This window comes from Thalassoroseus pseudoceratinae, from assembly GCF_011634775.1.
Classification (GTDB): Bacteria; Planctomycetota; Planctomycetia; order Planctomycetales; family Planctomycetaceae; genus Thalassoroseus; species Thalassoroseus pseudoceratinae.
The window spans coordinates 720,191-736,051 of record NZ_JAALXT010000004.1 but is presented as its reverse complement, the minus strand read 5'-3'; the positions used below and the strand labels follow the sequence as shown (position 1 = coordinate 736,051).

Annotated in this window: 15 protein-coding genes; 4 read left to right on the top strand and 11 right to left on the bottom strand. The window is 54.5% G+C overall.

From position 1 onward, the window contains the following. Window position 1: 1 nt before the first annotated feature. The 4 genes from G6R38_RS17235 to G6R38_RS17220 form a co-directional block, all read right to left on the bottom strand. Window positions 2-334: an exodeoxyribonuclease VII small subunit gene (locus G6R38_RS17235; protein WP_166828650.1), complete on the bottom strand. Its 333-nt coding sequence runs from the start codon at window positions 332-334 to the stop codon at window positions 2-4. Then, window positions 331-1,572 (bottom strand): exodeoxyribonuclease VII large subunit, encoded by a 1,242-nt coding sequence (gene xseA / locus G6R38_RS17230; protein ID WP_166828647.1) that lies wholly within the window; start codon window positions 1,570-1,572, stop codon window positions 331-333. Before xseA ends, G6R38_RS17235 begins: the two co-directional genes overlap by 4 nt. Window positions 1,573-1,580: 8 nt before the next feature. Beyond that, window positions 1,581-2,369 (bottom strand): sugar phosphate isomerase/epimerase family protein, encoded by a 789-nt coding sequence (locus G6R38_RS17225; protein ID WP_166828644.1) that lies wholly within the window; start codon window positions 2,367-2,369, stop codon window positions 1,581-1,583. Between the two features lie 88 nt (window positions 2,370-2,457). Beyond that, window positions 2,458-3,324 carry a CAP domain-containing protein gene (locus G6R38_RS17220; RefSeq protein ID WP_166828641.1) on the bottom strand — a complete coding sequence of 289 codons (867 nt, stop codon included), beginning with the start codon at window positions 3,322-3,324 and terminating at the stop codon, window positions 2,458-2,460. A gap of 283 nt (window positions 3,325-3,607) precedes the next feature. Here G6R38_RS17220 and G6R38_RS17215 point away from each other — a divergent pair, with 283 nt between their 5' ends. Together G6R38_RS17215 and G6R38_RS17210 are read left to right on the top strand one after the other, a co-directional pair. Next, window positions 3,608-4,066 carry a hypothetical protein gene (locus G6R38_RS17215; protein WP_166828638.1) on the top strand — a complete coding sequence of 153 codons (459 nt, stop codon included), beginning with the start codon at window positions 3,608-3,610 and terminating at the stop codon, window positions 4,064-4,066. A 65-nt stretch (window positions 4,067-4,131) separates the two neighbouring features. After that, a complete protein-coding gene (locus G6R38_RS17210; RefSeq protein WP_166828635.1) occupies window positions 4,132-4,932 on the top strand; it encodes a hypothetical protein in 801 nt (266 codons plus the stop codon). A 166-nt stretch (window positions 4,933-5,098) separates the two neighbouring features. Here G6R38_RS17210 and G6R38_RS17205 read toward each other — a convergent pair whose 3' ends face one another. Next, the gene (locus G6R38_RS17205) at window positions 5,099-5,755 is read right to left on the bottom strand and encodes a sulfite oxidase-like oxidoreductase (protein WP_166828632.1); all 657 of its coding nucleotides are present in this window, start codon (window positions 5,753-5,755) and stop codon (window positions 5,099-5,101) included. Window positions 5,756-5,942: 187 nt separating this feature from the next. Between G6R38_RS17205 and G6R38_RS17200 the strand changes: the two genes are divergently transcribed. Next, window positions 5,943-6,452 carry a MarR family winged helix-turn-helix transcriptional regulator gene (locus G6R38_RS17200; RefSeq protein WP_166828628.1) on the top strand — a complete coding sequence of 170 codons (510 nt, stop codon included), beginning with the start codon at window positions 5,943-5,945 and terminating at the stop codon, window positions 6,450-6,452. A 19-nt stretch (window positions 6,453-6,471) separates the two neighbouring features. Here the strand turns inward: G6R38_RS17200 and G6R38_RS17195 are convergent, their stop codons facing one another. The 5 genes from G6R38_RS17195 to G6R38_RS17175 all read right to left on the bottom strand — a co-directional run bounded on the left by G6R38_RS17195 (window position 6,472) and on the right by G6R38_RS17175 (window position 13,383). Further along, complete coding sequence (locus G6R38_RS17195; protein ID WP_166828624.1) at window positions 6,472-7,131, bottom strand: DOMON domain-containing protein; 660 nt, start codon at window positions 7,129-7,131, stop codon at window positions 6,472-6,474. 57 nt (window positions 7,132-7,188) lie between these two features. Next, a complete protein-coding gene (locus G6R38_RS17190) occupies window positions 7,189-8,370 on the bottom strand; it encodes an ATP-grasp domain-containing protein (RefSeq protein WP_166828621.1) in 1,182 nt (393 codons plus the stop codon). Window positions 8,371-8,376: 6 nt separating this feature from the next. Further along, entirely contained in the window at window positions 8,377-9,255 is an 879-nt protein-coding gene (locus G6R38_RS17185; protein ID WP_166828618.1) for a DUF58 domain-containing protein, read from the bottom strand. Window positions 9,256-9,342: 87 nt separating this feature from the next. Continuing rightward, window positions 9,343-12,120: an efflux RND transporter permease subunit gene (locus G6R38_RS17180; protein WP_166828616.1), complete on the bottom strand. Its 2,778-nt coding sequence runs from the start codon at window positions 12,118-12,120 to the stop codon at window positions 9,343-9,345. Between the two features lie 474 nt (window positions 12,121-12,594). After that, a complete protein-coding gene (locus G6R38_RS17175; RefSeq protein WP_166828613.1) occupies window positions 12,595-13,383 on the bottom strand; it encodes an MBL fold metallo-hydrolase in 789 nt (262 codons plus the stop codon). 330 nt (window positions 13,384-13,713) lie between these two features. On the opposite strand from G6R38_RS17175, the gene G6R38_RS17170 reads away from it, so the two are divergent. Beyond that, window positions 13,714-15,033 carry an aminotransferase-like domain-containing protein gene (locus G6R38_RS17170; protein WP_166828610.1) on the top strand — a complete coding sequence of 440 codons (1,320 nt, stop codon included), beginning with the start codon at window positions 13,714-13,716 and terminating at the stop codon, window positions 15,031-15,033. Between the two features lie 38 nt (window positions 15,034-15,071). On the opposite strand, the gene rnc is transcribed toward G6R38_RS17170, so the two are convergent. After that, window positions 15,072-15,806 (bottom strand): ribonuclease III, encoded by a 735-nt coding sequence (gene rnc / locus G6R38_RS17165; RefSeq protein WP_166828607.1) that lies wholly within the window; start codon window positions 15,804-15,806, stop codon window positions 15,072-15,074. Window positions 15,807-15,861 lie beyond the last annotated feature (55 nt).

Sequence of the window (15,861 nt, the reverse complement as noted above, 5' to 3'; positions counted from 1 at the left end):
TTCAAAAGAGACCGCTATCCTCGTCTTCGGTCTTTGACGCACGTTTGCGGCGACCCGCCTTGGATTTCTCTTTGGTGTCGGCGGTGCCGGTGTTGTCGAAAGGGGCGAGGACGGGTTGGCCGTCGTCGTCGAGGCGGGTGAGGAGTTCGATCCGCTGTTCCGTATGATCAAGAACGGCGTAGCATTTCCGCAGCAGTTTGACGCCTTGTTCGAACTGCGTCATGGATTCATCCAGGCCGAGCGTGCCATCTTCGAGTTGCCGAACAATTGCCTGCAATTGCTCAAGTGATTCCTCGAAAGATGGTTCGGTTTCTGGCTGTGATTTCTTGCTCATGAGTCCTGTTGATTCGCGGAAGGGGGATCGGTTTCGGTTGGTTCCACCGTTTCGATGCGGCTCTGCAAGCGGCCATCGCGGAGGAGAATTTCGAGTGGTTCGTTGGGGGCAACATCACGTACACTGCGGATCACGTCGCCCGATGCAGGATTGCGAGCCACGCAATATCCCCGCGAAAGAACCTTGAGCGGGCTCAGACTGTCGAGGGTTTCGGACAGGCCGTCAATTCGTTGTTTCTGTGTGGCGACAACCCGGCGAATCGACTTGCTCAGGCGTTCGGACAACTCATCGACAGTTCGAGTCTCCTGATGAACGCGGTCAAGCGGTCGCGTGAAGGCACGACGGGAAGCCAAATTTTCGAGCGTGCTGCGAGCTGTCGTGATGCGACCGCGAAGTCCATCAATCAGCCGGTCTTGCAAGCGTTGGATTTCCGCGGCGACTTCCTGACGGTGTGGCACCACAAGTTCACCGGCTTCGCTGGGAGTGAGCGCTCGTACGTCGGCGACCAGATCGGAAATGCTCACGTCAATCTCGTGTCCCACTGCGCTGACGACCGGCAAGGGACAATCGAAAATCGCTCGGGCAACGATTTCTTCGTTGAATGACCAAAGGTCTTCCAAGCTCCCACCACCGCGTCCAACGATAATCACATCGACATCCGGAATCGACGGAGCCGAGCGAATCGCATTGGCGATTTCACCGGCGGCTTTCGCACCCTGCACGGCAACGGGAAGAATCACGATGTTGCAGCCGTTCCAGCGTCGGGTGATGACCTGCAACATGTCGCGGACAGCGGCACTTGTAGGGCTCGTGACAATGGCAATTCGCTTGGGAAATCGGGGCAGCGGGCGTTTGCGTTCTGGATCGAACAACCCTTCGCGAGCCAATTTTTCTTGCAACTGGCGAAATGCCAATTCTAGTGCACCGATGCCCTGTGGCAACAACTCCTCAATGATCAACTGGTACTGTCCGCGTGGCGGATATACTTCGACTCCGCCGACCGCGACGACTTCCAAACCGTCGGCCAAATCAAACTTGATCTTCGAAGCTGCTCGTCGCCAGATGACACCCCGAATTTGGGCGTCAGAGTCTTTGAGCGTAAGATACACATGCCCCGAGCCGGCCCGTACGCAATTCGACAGCTCCCCCAACACCGCCATGTGGGGGAACGTCATTTCCATCACGCCTTTGATCTGCTGCGTGAGTTCTGTGACTGTCAGTGGTTCGAGTTCTGGCATGCTTGGTGCTATCCGAGTCCCACATTCTTCACGTATTGGATGGCACGGGGGATATCACCGATCGGGTCGGGCCCAACGGTGCGTTCCGCGACAAGCCAACCGTTGTAAGGGGCTTCATCGAGCATGGCCAGGAACTCATCCCAGACGACATCGCCTCGACCGACCGCAACTTCCACACCGCCGCCGTCCACATCGGAGACGGCGTCGCGGACTTGGACTTGTTGCACGAACTCATGCAAGGTCACAAAGGCTGCCGGCACGTTCTCGCCACCCATCACGATGCCTGCTGGGTCGAAGTGAATGCCGATTGGTCCTTGATCAACGGCGGACAGCAATCGGTGCACATCGCTAGCCGAGTCACGCGACGGCGTCAGTCCCAGGACGACACCAATGTGGTTTGAGGTGCGGGCGATGTCGTTCAAGACTTCCACAGCGGTCTGGAAAGCAGGGGAGTCCGGATCGGTCGGCACACGGCCCAGACGAGCCGTCATGACTTTGGCACCCAACTGATAGCTGAATTCCAAACCGCGTTTCACGCCCCCGATTCTGGCATCCAAATGGTTTGGGTCGAGCAAGTAGGACCGCAGTGGGAATGTCGTTCCTGCAACAGTCAAACCATGTTCGCCGAGGAAGTGCAGCAGATGACGACGCCCCGTGTCCGACAGTTCGGACTCAACCACTTCGTTGCGGATGTCCAACTCGATTCCGGTCGCACCGGAGTCGGCAGCAGTTTGCATCGCGTGTTTCAATGGTTGGCGAAAACATCGGGTCGCCACAGCAAAGCGTAACGGTCGCATCGATTGGGTCCAGTTCAAATTGGCGGTCACTTCAGCGGTATTGTAGCGACCAACCGGCAGCGGCGCGAACCGTGGACCAGGAAGCGGATCACTTTGGCGAATCGTTTTCGCTGGACTTCAATTTCAGCTCGCTCGCCTCAATTTCCTCGATCTCGGTTTCGAGAGTTCCATCGGTTCCCTGTGTCACGATGATCTTGGTTTGGGTTCGGAGTTTGATCTTGGTCACCATTTTCGAGCCTTCGCTGTTCTCGGACGTCGCAAGGAGTTCAAGGTGACCGGGCTGACATTGATGGTGAGTTCGAGTGAACCGTGACGGCAAACGGAATTTTCGGTTGCCAATTCGGTATCGAATTTCTCGATCACCTTGGTTCGTGACTTGAAAATCAATAGCCGCAGATTTGGGGCGACCGAACAGTTGTACGGCGAAGTACACGCCCGTTGTCTCGCTCTGCGCGATAGCCACGCCGGTTTCGATGACGGCCTCTCGCAGCATGTTCTTACGATGCCCCGGCGACTCTTTCCAGCCTTCGACAAAACGTTCTGCCAAGGGGGCGGTCGCGAAACCAGTCGTCCGGAACTGATATGCGATGTTTTCAGCAATGAAACATAAGTCGTATTTCTGATCTTTGGCACGTTCTGCGGGCGTCCGCTCATCCGCTTGATGTCCGTACCGTCCCGTACGAGCCATGTATTCGGCGAACTCTTTCGCGGTTTGAGTGAGTGTCTCGTTAGTTGTGAGGATGGAAAGTTCCTTCGTCTTACGAAATTCGTTGGTCTGTTTCACGATCAGGGCCGCGGCTTCTGCTTTGTCCGCCATCGATTTCGGCCGATATTCCCCGACCTTCTCGACCGTGATTTCTTGGGCGGTTGTTGTCTCGTCCGTCTCTGCGATTGCCATTGGCACGCGTGTTGGGAATAGCGTCAGTACTAAGCTATAGAGAGCGATTTTATTCATCGTATGTTCCAAGTTTGATTCGACTTCGTGTTTAGTCATTACACTCTTTTAAGTATAGCGAGGAGCGATCAGACACCACCAAAAAAAACTATGTGTGGTCATTTCAACCACCTTGGCAGTTTCGACACCAGCGTTAACACGAATTAGCAGCAACTCAAGGAGATCTGCCAGTGGAACACGGTTTGCACAATGAAGCGCGCAGTTCAAGTGATGTTCTCCGGATGGGAAATCGTCCTTGAACTCGAACGCAGTTCTTAGGACAAGCGAATCAGAAAGGAATGGAATGAAACTGACTTCAAAAGCCATCGTTGCATGGATCGGGCTCATTGGCTTTGCCATGATGCCCGAACCTAGCCAGGCTCAGGTTGGCGTGGGTACGGGCGGATTCAACTACAACTATTATGGGGCTGGCGGACCACGCTACGGGTTAAGCTACGGACGTTACGGTTTTGGCTATGGGCTAAACAACGGTTTTGACAATGCGGGTTATCCCCGTGCATTTCATAATCGTAATCCCTATCGCTACGGCTATGGCGTCTCCAATAACCCCTATACGAGCTATGGATTAAACCCCTATGGCTATGGCCGGTACAACGATCTTGATCGGAATGATGACTGGTACTACGACTTCTATGACCGCGACTATGGAGTTAGCTACGGTCAAGATCTGCCAGACTATTCGCCATACGACTATGGCTACAGCGACTATTTCGATGGGGATAGTGATGCGTTGATTGACTAGTCGGTCAACAAAGTCTACGCAGATGACGAACAGATCAAAAGTATCTACTTGAAAGGAACGACTATATGAAAATGGCATGGAAAGCAGCGATCCCGACATTGAGTTTGCTAGTTGTTGGAACTAGTCCACTATATAGCCAGGATCGCACAGAGCGAACCAATAATCAGTCGAGAGCAATTGATAACACAGACCGAGGTGATCGTCAGGGCCGGACAGACCGGCGAACTCGGTCCAATACCCGTAGCGAGACAAGTTCATCAGACCGCCGAAGTTCATCGGAGCGTCAGGAAGCCCTGCAACATTTCCTTGCAGGTTACTATGCCGGATATAGTGAGGGCTATTACGATGGCTATGATGACTCAGCGTTAGTGATCGTTGAGACGATCGAAAAGCGGTCCCAAGACCGTAAAGAACGCGACTCGCAAGTTAAACGGCCTGAGCAAATGCAACAGCAGCGTGAGCGGATGCGTCACCAGCTACGTAATCAACATCAGTTCCCAGATCATGACGGTTTGCAGGAAGTTAGTGGCGAAGTCACCGATCATAAGACCGTACCGATTCATGGGACCGATACCGAACACTTGGTCGTTCGATTGAAGACCGATTTCGGTGGCCGGAAGATTGTTGATCTCGGACCAAAACAAAATCTCGAAGCTTGGGATATCAAAGAAGGTCAGCGGTTATCTGTGCAGGGACAAAGTCTCCAAGCACAAGATATGCGTGTTATCGCAGCTCGACGTGTTCACGCGGACGGAAAAACGGTTGATATCAAATATATCCGTCCCAAGTTCGTGAAGGATGCTGTTGAGGACGCTGATGAAGATCTTGGCGAATCTCCAAAACGGAATCGGCGACGAAACCGTTAGAGTAAGCCTAGTTTCGTGTATTGCTGAGAAGCTGTTATCGACTAGCGGACACGAAAAACTCAACATCGTTTAGCAACGCAAAACGGCTTGGCACAATTCTTGATGCCAAGCCGTTTTTCATGCGCTCTCAATGCAATTAGAGAACTTGATTGTTGTCAATCACGACTTATCCGAATCGTTGTTCTTTCCACGGGTCGCCGGTGTTGTGGTAGCCGCGTTGCTCCCAGTATCCGGGTTGGTCTTGGTCGGTGAGTTCGATTCGTCTGACCCATTTCGCACTTTTCCAGGCATACAATCGCGGCACGACTAAGCGGACGGGGCCACCGTGGTTTGCGTCAATGAGTTCGCCGTCGTGAGTGTCGACGAAAAGCACATCATCAGCGAGGAATTCTTCCAACGATAGATTGGTTGTCCAGCCCCAATCGTATCCGGTGATGATCACGAACTTGGCTTCGGGGCGAATGCCAACGCGGTTCATCAACGCTTTGGCGGATACACCTTCCCAGAGATTGCCCAACCGCGACCAAGTCGTCACGCAATGAAAATCGGAAAAGACCGTTGTTCTTGGCAATTCACGGAAGCTGTTCCAGTCGAGTGTCGTTGGTGTTTCGACGTGGCCTTTGATCTCCAACGTCCACGATTCCGTGGCCACACTCGGAACATCACTCGCATGCAGGACGGGCCATTTGCGTGTGCGTGTTTGGCCGGGCGGGATGCGGTTCTCACGGTGGGTGTCCGGACTGACAACGACATCGGCATCCAGATCGTGCGGTCGAGGCGGTTCATCTGGTTGGTACTTCGGGTCCGGGTTTGATGCAGTCATGCGGATTGTCCCTTGTGTCGGGCGAGTAGAGTCGATGTCTTCTTGATACCTCACGCCTGAAAAACCCGCAAGTTGAGGTGTGCGGCAAGATTGACCCTTGTCGGTCGAGCAGGGCGTTACTTACACTTCTTTGTGTGATAAATCACAAAACGTATTATTTTGCGAGATTTGGGAAGGCGGACAAACTGTGCTTTCGTTCGATTGGGAGGAAAGCGTCGGTTATTGGGTGTGTACGGCATCGCATGCTATTCGCCGGGCGTTAGAAGTAGAACTCGCAAAAGAGAACATCACGCTTCGGCAGTGGGAAGTATTGGCCTGGATTGCCGTCCACGGGGAGCCATCACAAACACAGATTGCCGACTGCTTGGGAATCGAATCGCCGACACTCGCGGGAATCATCGCGAGAATGGAACGAGACGGTTGGCTCGAACGCAATTGTTGTCCCGACGATCGTCGTCGAAAACGCCTCAAAGCCACTCCGAAAGCCGAGGCGGTTTGGAACCGGACTGTGGAATGCTGCCAACGTGTGCGGCGTCGAGCTACGAATGGGATCAGTCAGGACGACTTGGAAACCTTCCGTCGCGTGTGTCATCAATTGCGGACAAATCTCAACGACGATTGTTCGATCAATAGCGACGGCCCGGCCACTTCCCCATCGGTTCGCGCGGAATCGGTTCGCGGGGCGGAGTCGGAGTGAGGTCACGCGGCCACACGGGTTATGCGTCTTCCAGTTGCAGCGTTGACCACAGACTCGGGTCGTTGTCGAACGGAAACGCACTGTCCACGCTCAAGGTTTGTGCGCCGTGATCGACGTCGAACGCTGCACAGTAGAACCCAAGACGCGGGCTGTTTTCGGGATCGTATCCCTTCAGGCATTTGGCCGGAATTTCCGCACGTAGCGAGTAACCATCCTTGCGGACCTCACTTTGAACATTGAGGTCACTGCTGTCGGCCAACGGATGGGATTCCTTCGCCCGAGCGATTCCCGCTTCCTGCCCGACCGGACTTTTTGCCCCTCGTCCGCTGCCTGTTGGCAGAAAGTAAAAGAGGTGACAGTATCGACTGGCCCGGTGGATTGTCTGAGTGTCGCGTGTGTCGATCCACACGAATAGTGAATCGGACTGTTCCGGTTCACTCGGGTTGCAGGCTGGGAAACCGGTTTTGTTCTCGACGAGTAAGGAAACCGCGAAGCCATCAGGATGCCAACCAACACGGACATCTGCCCACAATGCTTTCCCATTCAATCCGGCTGGCCACGGTATCTGGCACAATTTCGGTAACAGCACCGACTTTTCTTCGGTCTGATCGAGCGACTTCAACCGGGGGACCGGAATTTCGTAACGGAATAGAAAGCTCGGTGGAATGACGGGCGACATCGGAGTTCTCATCGGAATGGCGAAATCAGTGCGATAATTCGGTGATAGCCGACGCGGTCAGAATTGGCAATGCCATGCGATATCTTGTTCACTACTTGGGAGCTGCTCCGCTAACCACGCCAGGCGTTTTCGGAGGATGCCGAGTGTTGCAGATTCCGAGTCTGAGACCGCCGTCACTGTGCAGATCGGCCAACTGGCGGGAATATTTGTGTCGGCATGGGGGATGTCGGCGAACGGTGGTAGTTCGCGACTGTTCGATTGCGTGATCTGCCGAAACATGGCTTCTGGGAATTGATTGGGGATGATGAGAGTCCGCGGTGCGTAGACGATCAACTTGGCGGCCGTCGCGGTTGGTTCCATTTCAGTGGGCCAACTTGCGATTCCTTTGCAGGCGTCGATGTGGTCCGCGATGAGCGAACGTTGGTAGACGGCATCCCAAAGTTCCCCCGTAGCGGTGTAACGGGGATTGATTTCCACCGGCCACACCGTCTCGCCATCCCAGAGAAAATCAATTCCGAAGAGCCCTGTCAGCCGACATTGATTCGCCAGGATTCGTCCCACCTGCGTGATCGATTCCGTTGCAACACCGGCGAGTTTTCGAACCGTGACCCCGCCGCACCAGCCAAACGGCGGCGCATGAAGTCCGTGACGGTCTGCAATATGCCGGACAATTCCAACTAATCTGACATCGTTTCCTTGAGTACAGGAAGTCGCAAGAAACGTCGCAGAGTAGGAAACGCCGTTGGCAATTCGTTGAAAGAAGAACCTTCGGGACGTTGGTTTCGGATCAGTCCAGCGTTCGATTTGAATTCCGCCCGCACTTCGAATTGGTTTGCGAAGCCACGTGCCATCGGGGCGGGGCGGGTTGTCAAAAGGCCTGACGTCAAGCGTCGGGAAACCTGCTTGGTGTAATATCGCGGTCCAATGAAACGGGTCACGAACTTGCCGCAAGACCTCCGCGGAGTTTCCCCATAGTGGAGTTCTTGTCGCGATCCCATGGACCAGTCGGGAACGATTTTCCAAACCGCCTGTATAGATCCATGGAGCTGGCGGAAGTTCTCGAGCGGCCTTGGCGATGCCACGTGGATATTCGGGGAGGTGGATGACTTTGACCAATCGGGTGAGATCGACATCCGCGAACGCATCGATGCAGCACGGTTGCCAACCGCCGCGAACAGCCGACATTGCCGCGGCTCGTGTGCTGGCACCGATGATGGTCAGCGAACGGGACGAATCCATTGCCGATCACGCCGGTCGAATGAGTTCGGATTGGGCGAGCGGTCCTCGGCAGACCTCGGCCAGTCCGGGGTCGACAATGACCGGGACGAATCGGGCGTGCATCCGTCGGCAGTTTCGCGATAGTTCCGCTTGCATCCGTCCGAAGCGTTCCCGATATCCCTGAATTGTCGCTTCGTCGAGAACCAAATCGCTTTCCGTACCCGATTCGACATCGATCAGCCGTCGCCCCCCGAGCGGCGTCGGATCAGCTTCCCACGCATGCAGCGTCTGTAGCACCCACAACGCACTGCACCCGGTCGCCAATCGGCGAATCATCGGTTCGGCGTCGTGGGGAAACAGGAAGTCGCTGATCACGATTCGTACCGACTGCTTAGCCGGTGGAATCAAGTTCTGTGCGACGGTGTCCGACATTGGACGCAGGCCGGAGAAATCGAGGTTTCGGAGTTCTTCAAGCGACTCAAGTTCAAGGCGTCGAAGTGGAGTGTGATCGTCGAGCAACGTCAGCTGCGGACGTCCCCCCAATCGAGCCGCCAATAAGACAAACAACCCGGCCAACTGTCGGGCAACGACCGATTTCATCGAAACCGCTGTGCCCGCGTTTGGCGGTGATGTCAGCATGGACCGGCTGCAATCGAGAAAGATTTCCGTACGGGGACTGATTTCTTCCCGGTACATTCGCAGCATTAGTGTATCCGCACGGGCGTAAGCGGCCCAATCGAGGTGGCGGATGTCGTCGCCGGGAAGGTATTCGCGATGCTCTTGGAATTCGAGCGAGCTCCCCGTTCCGCGTCCAAGCAGTTCACCGGCCCGTCCTGAGACCGGCATCCGTGGCAAACCAAGCTGCCAGGTGTCGGCCATTTGCTGCACTTCAGGGTCACTACGCATGGAAACGGACTCGATGTGTGTTTCGGGGGAATCGAATCTACGAAACACAATGCCGTTTGCCAACACAAAGCATCAGCGGATGATTGGTCAGTCGATAACGGTATGTTCGTGTGGACTGACCGAAACCATGTGGGTGTGTGGTCCTGTAGGAAGGTGGGGATGCACGTAACCCACCGGCACCGGTTCGCCATGACGCTGCCAAACCGCCCGTTCGATAAGTGCTCCCAGCGGTCCCGCTAGCAATGCAGGAAGGACTATCAGGTCGGCGACCAAAGCGGCGGAAATGAGGGCCGCCATCAGCCATCCGAACCGGCTGACGATCAGCAATTCGGAGGGGTAGAGCATTAACATTCCGATCGCGACGGTAGCACTCGTTTGCCAGAGTGCCGGTCCACAATGACCCAAAGCCCGTGCAATTGCCTCGTGACGGGACATTCCGTCCAGAATGCCTTTGCGGAACCAAGTCAGCAGGTGCAGGGTTCCGTCCACCGCGATTCCCAATGCGACCGAAGCTGTGACCATCGTGCCAATGTCGACTGGCAAGCCATACCAGGAGATCAATCCGAACACGATTCCCACCGGCAGAACATTCGGGACCATCGTGATGAGACCGCTCGTCATGCTTCGCAGCAAAATCATCATGATCACGCCGATGATGCAAAATGCGATGCCGAAGCTGTTGATCAAGCTGCTTAGCACGGCTTCCTGGGTCTGCAGGAACAACGGAACCATTCCCGTGATCACGTGGAACGTCCCGGCGTGGTCTTTCAGATTCGATTGCACGATGACGTTCAAATCACCGGGGTATGTCTCCGGATCATGCCATCGACCCACCAACTCGGCGTAACTACGTTCGGAGAGCACGGAGACCTGAGCGGTGATTCGCCAGATTTCGTCGCCAGGAAACACCTGCGTTCGCTGGCCACCCGCTTGTTCAAGGATGAACGGTGCTTCTGCAACCGTGTACAACGAGGAGGCCCCGACTTCGTCACCTTCTCGCAACCGCTTTTGGGTGTGATTCACGCGAAGGTTGAACTTCCAATGATCCCGACCGGTCGCTTCATCGCTAGGTGGTTCAAAGGCAAGAAAGTCAGCCAATGAGATCGTGCCGCTGACTTCCGCATGGTCACGCAAGTCGTGTTCAATCTTGCGGATCAGTTCGGACCGCTCGTAGAAATTCAATTCACTCTGAGCGTCTTTACTGAACCGAACCAGGATATCGGCCGGAGTGATTCCCGAAAGTTGATCTTCAAGGAATTGGTAGTCCTGAACGACTTCGGAGTCTTCTGCGAAGTACCGAATGACTTTCGTTTCCGTACGGAAGAACCACAATCCACAAACGCAAACTAAGAAGAAAGCGATGCCAGCGAGAGAGATTTTTCGCCAGTGGTCCACCAGCACATCCGCGAGTTGTTGCCATCGGGTGTGCTCGACTTCCGCGCGATAAGGACGCTTGCAAGGCCAATAGACGAGCAACGCCGGCAAACCGTACAAGACGACAACAAGCGAAATCACGCAACCACTGGCACAGTACAAACCGAAGTTCTTGACAGGGCTTAGCGAGCTGGTTGCCAGGGAAACCAAACCAATCGCGGTCGTCAGGCTGGCAAGAATACATGGCTGGCGGGCCATCTTGCACGCTTGAACGATGGCGTGTTCACGGGAATAAATGGCGGCGTGTTTCCAGTAGTTCGCAACGTGAATCGCCGCGGACAACGTCAGAACCGCCAACAGAGGTGGCATCACCACCAAGACGGTCGACACAATTCCGCCGGTCCAAGGAATGACGCTGACGCTCAAAATAACGGCGAACGAAGTGGCGACTAAGACCAGCGTCGTCAATCGGACGCTTCGCAGCATAAAGAATACCACAACTGCCGAAACCAGCATCGACAGCAGGACAGGGGAGCTCCGGTGGATTTGCCACCATGGAACGGATGCGTCCCAAATGGTTTCATTCACCTTGCGGTTCAACTCGGAACCTGCGATGGCTCGGCCGCCCATGTGAACGGTCTCTGGAGGAATTCCCGACGCCTTGGCCGCTTCGCGGATCGTCCGAATGACATCTTGGGTGTGTCCATGGTGGGCTGGAGACAACACCACACCCAACGCGATCGGATCACCGGCTTCTTGGAAGACTGCGTCGATCGGTTGGGAACCGTCAGACAGTGCCACGTTCTTCACAACATTGCGGACATCATCAACTTGCCCGTTTTGCGAGTGCATTCCCGGCCAACGCACTGCGAAGTCGAATGGCTTTCGTGGGTAGGTTGGTTGATCGGAGTCTTCCGCTCCGTCCGTTTCCTCGGTGGCATATGGGATTGGTCGTTCGATGACCACATCCAAACCGACCTGATCACGAACTTGCTCAACAATAGCGGCTTCAACGGTTTCCAACTCGGGCTTCGCTGATGCGTCGAGTTGGACTTTCAGGGAGCCTTCACCAATGAGGACTCCCGTGAGTTGCTCGATTGCTTTTTGTTCACTAACTCCGCCATTCTTCATCCGCTGAATGACATCATGCGGGCTGAGAACACTGCGAATGTAGGGGACTTCGCCGGTCTGCGAGCTGTGTTCGGTTGTTGGTGGGGACAGTCGTCTCTGAAATTCTGCGAGTCGGGGATCGTTGAGCGAACTGTTGTCCCACGAGACGAGGATCTGGTCTTCGCTAGGGAAAACTTCTTGATACCACTGGTAGGTCAGAGCTTGTGGGTCGTTCTTTGGCAACCAACCGGTGACGTCGTTGTCAATTTCCAGGGTGCGCAACGCGGCTAAGCTCATTGGCAGGATAAATGCCATCCCCACCAGCACCCAAAGAGCGCTGTGGTTGCCCCAGAAATCGCGTCGTTCAAAGAAATGCTTCATTGTCATCGAAATTGCAAAGTCAGAGATTTGCCGATTTCACAGTGGCTGTTTCGACCGTTGGTCGAGCGAACCAGCAGCTTACAGGCTGCGCAATGGGTTAGCATTCGAAGTGATCGGCAAGCGTCGTTCGGCGTGCAAAAGTCACCTCACGCTCTTGTTGCGAGGTCGATTTCAACTTTCAAATTCGGAGATCACCAAGATTCCGAATGGCTGCCGTACGATTTAGGTAGGATCGGATCAAACGCCGTTAAGACTTCATTTGATAATAGAATGAAGAAAGCGAATGCTTATCCGACATTTATTTGGGGGGTTGGCCCAAAACAATTATACAAGTTGTATTAATTAGATACCGTGATGGAGTCTGGAAGTCGCCCATAAAACCGAATCTTCAATCAACTTTTAGAAAAAATCCTGTGAAGAGACCGGGATTTGGCTGTGTCCGTTAAGTGGATTGACTTGTGTTTGCTTGATCAGTTAATCGGGTTGGAACCCTTTTACAAGTTCGTCTTCCCATTCGTCAAGCAACGGCCAGTCAACGGCACACGTACCGAAGTCGGCCATGTGTTGGTATCCGTCGAGACGGTCGATTGTGGCTTGAAGTTGTTTGTCATCCTTGCGGAACGGCGGTCCGTGGCTGGGCAGTAACCATTCGGCATCCGAATTGCGAATTCGCGTCAGCGATTCAATGAAATCCGGGATGTCCGATCCATGATGAGCATCGATGTTCCCAACACAGCCGTCACGATAGATATTGTCGCCGCTGAATAAAAGGTTACCCATTCGGAAAGAAAGTTGGCCGTTCGTGTGCCCCGGGGTGTGCCAGACCTCGAATTCCAAATTCCCCACGGTGAGGGTGTCGCCTTCGTTGATCAACCGATCGACTTTGACAGGCGGCATTTCGAGCGAAATGTCTTGAGCGGTAATCTCTGCGTAAGTGGCAATTCGATCACCTTCTCGCAACAATTCCGCTGTGTCCGGATGACCAACGATTTCTGCTTCCGGCAGCAATTCCTTGGCACGTTTGAGTCCTTGGATGTGATCGACATCCGCATGAGTGGCGACCAAGTACCGACAATTCGCCAGCGGGAAGTCCATGCGTCGAGCCATTTCGACGATTTCATCCACCGTGTCGGTGTAGCCGATGTCGATGAGCATCCAATTGTTGTTGTCGTCGAAGACGAGATAAACACAGCAGCCCAAACGTCTTCGGGCTTGGTAGTTCATTTCGATGACGTGTGGAAATATTTCACGTCTCGGTTCCATGCCTATTTGCTCCGTGCGGGTGGTTGCCCGGCTCGTCGTCACTGTGACAATGAAAGTTGCCGTGAGTCTCGGAAATCAGGTGCTCACGTGTGATGCACACCGAGTGCGGAATTTCCCTTCGGGGTCCGTATCGTATGACTCGAAGGGGGGATTGAAAACGGTGATTGCGTGGATTCTGTGCAATCTTTCCGTGGAATTCTAGTCCCTTCATTCTGCGAATCCAGGAAATGATCATTCTGGTTTTCCGAACCGAACCTCATAGTCTTGAAGTTTGTCTCGCCGAGTGCGATTCTCACAGCAGACCCAAGTTCCCATGATGAATGGACTTCCATGACTAACAAGGCCACCATCGAACCGCGTGATCCATCGAGTCCCCCCGCGAAACTTAGCCAGCGTTGGCGTTGGGCGAGCAAGGGGATGATCGGTTTTTTGATGCAGCAGGGTGTTGAGAACCCCGATGTCATTTCGCTGGCGGCAGGATTGGTTGACCCGGGGAGTCTGCCGGTGTCCACGACGCGATCCGCTTTTCAAGCCATGATGGCCGACGATGCATTGGCGAGAACGGCGTTGCAGTACGGAACCACATCCGGGGCTATGCGGCTGCGGAAACAGTTGGTGAGTCACTTGGCGAATCGAGAGGGCATGTCGCCGGATGATCCGCGATTGGGCACCGATCGGTTTGTTCTGACAACGGGATCGCAGCAGTTACTGTCATTGGTGGCAGAAGTGTTGTTTGATCCGGGTGATATCTGTTTGGTGGCGTCGCCGACGTATTTTGTGTTTCTTGGGGTACTTGATGGCGTTGGAGCGCGGGCGATTCCCGTAGCGACCGACGAAAATGGCATGCAACCGGCGGCGTTGGAATCGGAACTTCAACGCTTGAAAGGTGTTGGGGAACTGGATCGCGTGAAGTTGGTGTATCTGGTCAGCGATTTTGAGAACCCGAGCGGATACTGTTTATCTGACGATCGTCGGCAAGCGGTTCTCGAAATTGCCCGGCGATGGTCCCGTGAGCATCGGTTGTTTGTGCTCGAAGACGCCGCGTATCGCGAGTTGCGTTACGACGGTTCTCCGCAAACGAGCTTGTTGAATATGGATCCGGATGGCGAACACGTGATTCACGCCGGAACGTTCTCCAAGAGTTTTTCGCCCGGTCTGCGAGTCGGGTTTGGAGTCGTGCCGGCGGACTTGCATCAGGCAGTTTGCGTCCGAAAGGGAAATGAAGACTTCGGGTCGGCGAATTTCAATCAGCACTTGTTGGCAACTGTATTTGAGCAAGGTTTGTACGGTCCGCATGTGGAGTCCGTCCGTGACGCCTATCGCGTCAAACGTGATGCCATGCTGACCGCTGCCGATCGGTATTTTTCCGACATTCCCGGAGTGCATTGGATGCATCCGGAAGGCGGACTGTACGTGTGGATGTCGTTGCCGGAGGAAATCGCGACCGGCTTCGACAGCGAGCTTTTCCATCATACGGTGCACGAGACCGGTATGATGTACGTGCCGGGGGAGATTTGTTTTGCCTCCGGCGATCCCAACGGCGACGACCGGCCGACAAATCACATGCGACTCAGTTTTGGTGTGCAAGACCCGGCGGGGATTGACGAGGCGATGAAACGCTTGGCAACTTCGGTCCGCGCGATGAGGTAAGCACGGGTTTCGCGAACCGTCAGGAGAGGGGAGGCCGGTTAGAAATCGTCTGACTCGGCTTCTTCAGTGGTTTTTTGGATATCGTGCAGGGCGTTGCAGGCCGCTTGTTGCTCGGCCTCTTTCTTGGTTGGTCCCCAGGCGGGTGGAAACACCTGTTGGCCGATGATCGCTGAGACCTCAAAGCATTTGGAATGGTCGGGGCCTTTTTCGTCCAGCAACCGATAGACGGGGGTCTCGCCGAGATCCTTTTGAGCCAGTTGTTGCAGTTGGCTTTTGAAGTTTCGTGTGCGACTGCGTTGGCCGGTTTGTTCGATCTGACGGTTCATGATTCGTGAAACGAACGCCACCGCATCGGGGTATCCACCATCTAAGTAGACACCGGCAACTAGAGATTCAATCACCGCTGCCCGAATTGAGGAGGGAACCCGCTGTCCACCACTCAGACCTTTTCCCAAAATCAAGCACGATTCGAGTTTCAATTCGCCACAGACAATCGCACACGTGTGCCGACTGACGACAGCGGATTTGATTCGTGTGAGTTCGCCTTCGGTGGCATCAGGGAACATTTGGAACAACAAATCACAAACGACGGCCCCGAGAATGGCATCCCCGAGAAATTCCAAGCGTTCGTTGCATTCCTCGCGGGAATTGGCGGCGGAGGCGTGGGTCAGACACCGTTGAAGCAAGGCGAGGTCGCGAAATTGATAGCCAATTTGCTGTTGGCAGAGTTCCAATCGATCGGCGATCGTCTCGATCCGCGGTGCGTTCGACATGCCGCGACTCTCGTGTCTACGAACCCAGGTTGAGCGGGTAGGTTCCAAAGAAATA

What these genes read in the sequence shown, in the direction of transcription:
- G6R38_RS17215 (WP_166828638.1), top strand. Translation starts at nt 3,608, where the DNA reads ATGAAACTGACTTCAAAAGCCATCGTTGCATGGATCGGGCTCATTGGC.
- G6R38_RS17175 (WP_166828613.1), bottom strand. Translation starts at nt 13,383, where the DNA reads ATGGAACCGAGACGTGAAATATTTCCACACGTCATCGAAATGAACTAC.
- G6R38_RS17235 (WP_166828650.1), bottom strand. Translation starts at nt 334, where the DNA reads ATGAGCAAGAAATCACAGCCAGAAACCGAACCATCTTTCGAGGAATCA.
- G6R38_RS17220 (WP_166828641.1), bottom strand. Translation starts at nt 3,324, where the DNA reads ATGAATAAAATCGCTCTCTATAGCTTAGTACTGACGCTATTCCCAACA.
- G6R38_RS17210 (WP_166828635.1), top strand. Translation starts at nt 4,132, where the DNA reads ATGAAAATGGCATGGAAAGCAGCGATCCCGACATTGAGTTTGCTAGTT.
- G6R38_RS17170 (WP_166828610.1), top strand. Translation starts at nt 13,714, where the DNA reads ATGACTAACAAGGCCACCATCGAACCGCGTGATCCATCGAGTCCCCCC.
- rnc (WP_166828607.1), bottom strand. Translation starts at nt 15,806, where the DNA reads ATGTCGAACGCACCGCGGATCGAGACGATCGCCGATCGATTGGAACTC.
- xseA (WP_166828647.1), bottom strand. Translation starts at nt 1,572, where the DNA reads ATGCCAGAACTCGAACCACTGACAGTCACAGAACTCACGCAGCAGATC.
- G6R38_RS17225 (WP_166828644.1), bottom strand. Translation starts at nt 2,369, where the DNA reads ATGCGACCGTTACGCTTTGCTGTGGCGACCCGATGTTTTCGCCAACCA.
- G6R38_RS17185 (WP_166828618.1), bottom strand. Translation starts at nt 9,255, where the DNA reads ATGCGTAGTGACCCTGAAGTGCAGCAAATGGCCGACACCTGGCAGCTT.
- G6R38_RS17180 (WP_166828616.1), bottom strand. Translation starts at nt 12,120, where the DNA reads ATGAAGCATTTCTTTGAACGACGCGATTTCTGGGGCAACCACAGCGCT.
- G6R38_RS17205 (WP_166828632.1), bottom strand. Translation starts at nt 5,755, where the DNA reads ATGACTGCATCAAACCCGGACCCGAAGTACCAACCAGATGAACCGCCT.
- G6R38_RS17190 (WP_166828621.1), bottom strand. Translation starts at nt 8,370, where the DNA reads ATGGATTCGTCCCGTTCGCTGACCATCATCGGTGCCAGCACACGAGCC.
- G6R38_RS17195 (WP_166828624.1), bottom strand. Translation starts at nt 7,131, where the DNA reads ATGTCGCCCGTCATTCCACCGAGCTTTCTATTCCGTTACGAAATTCCG.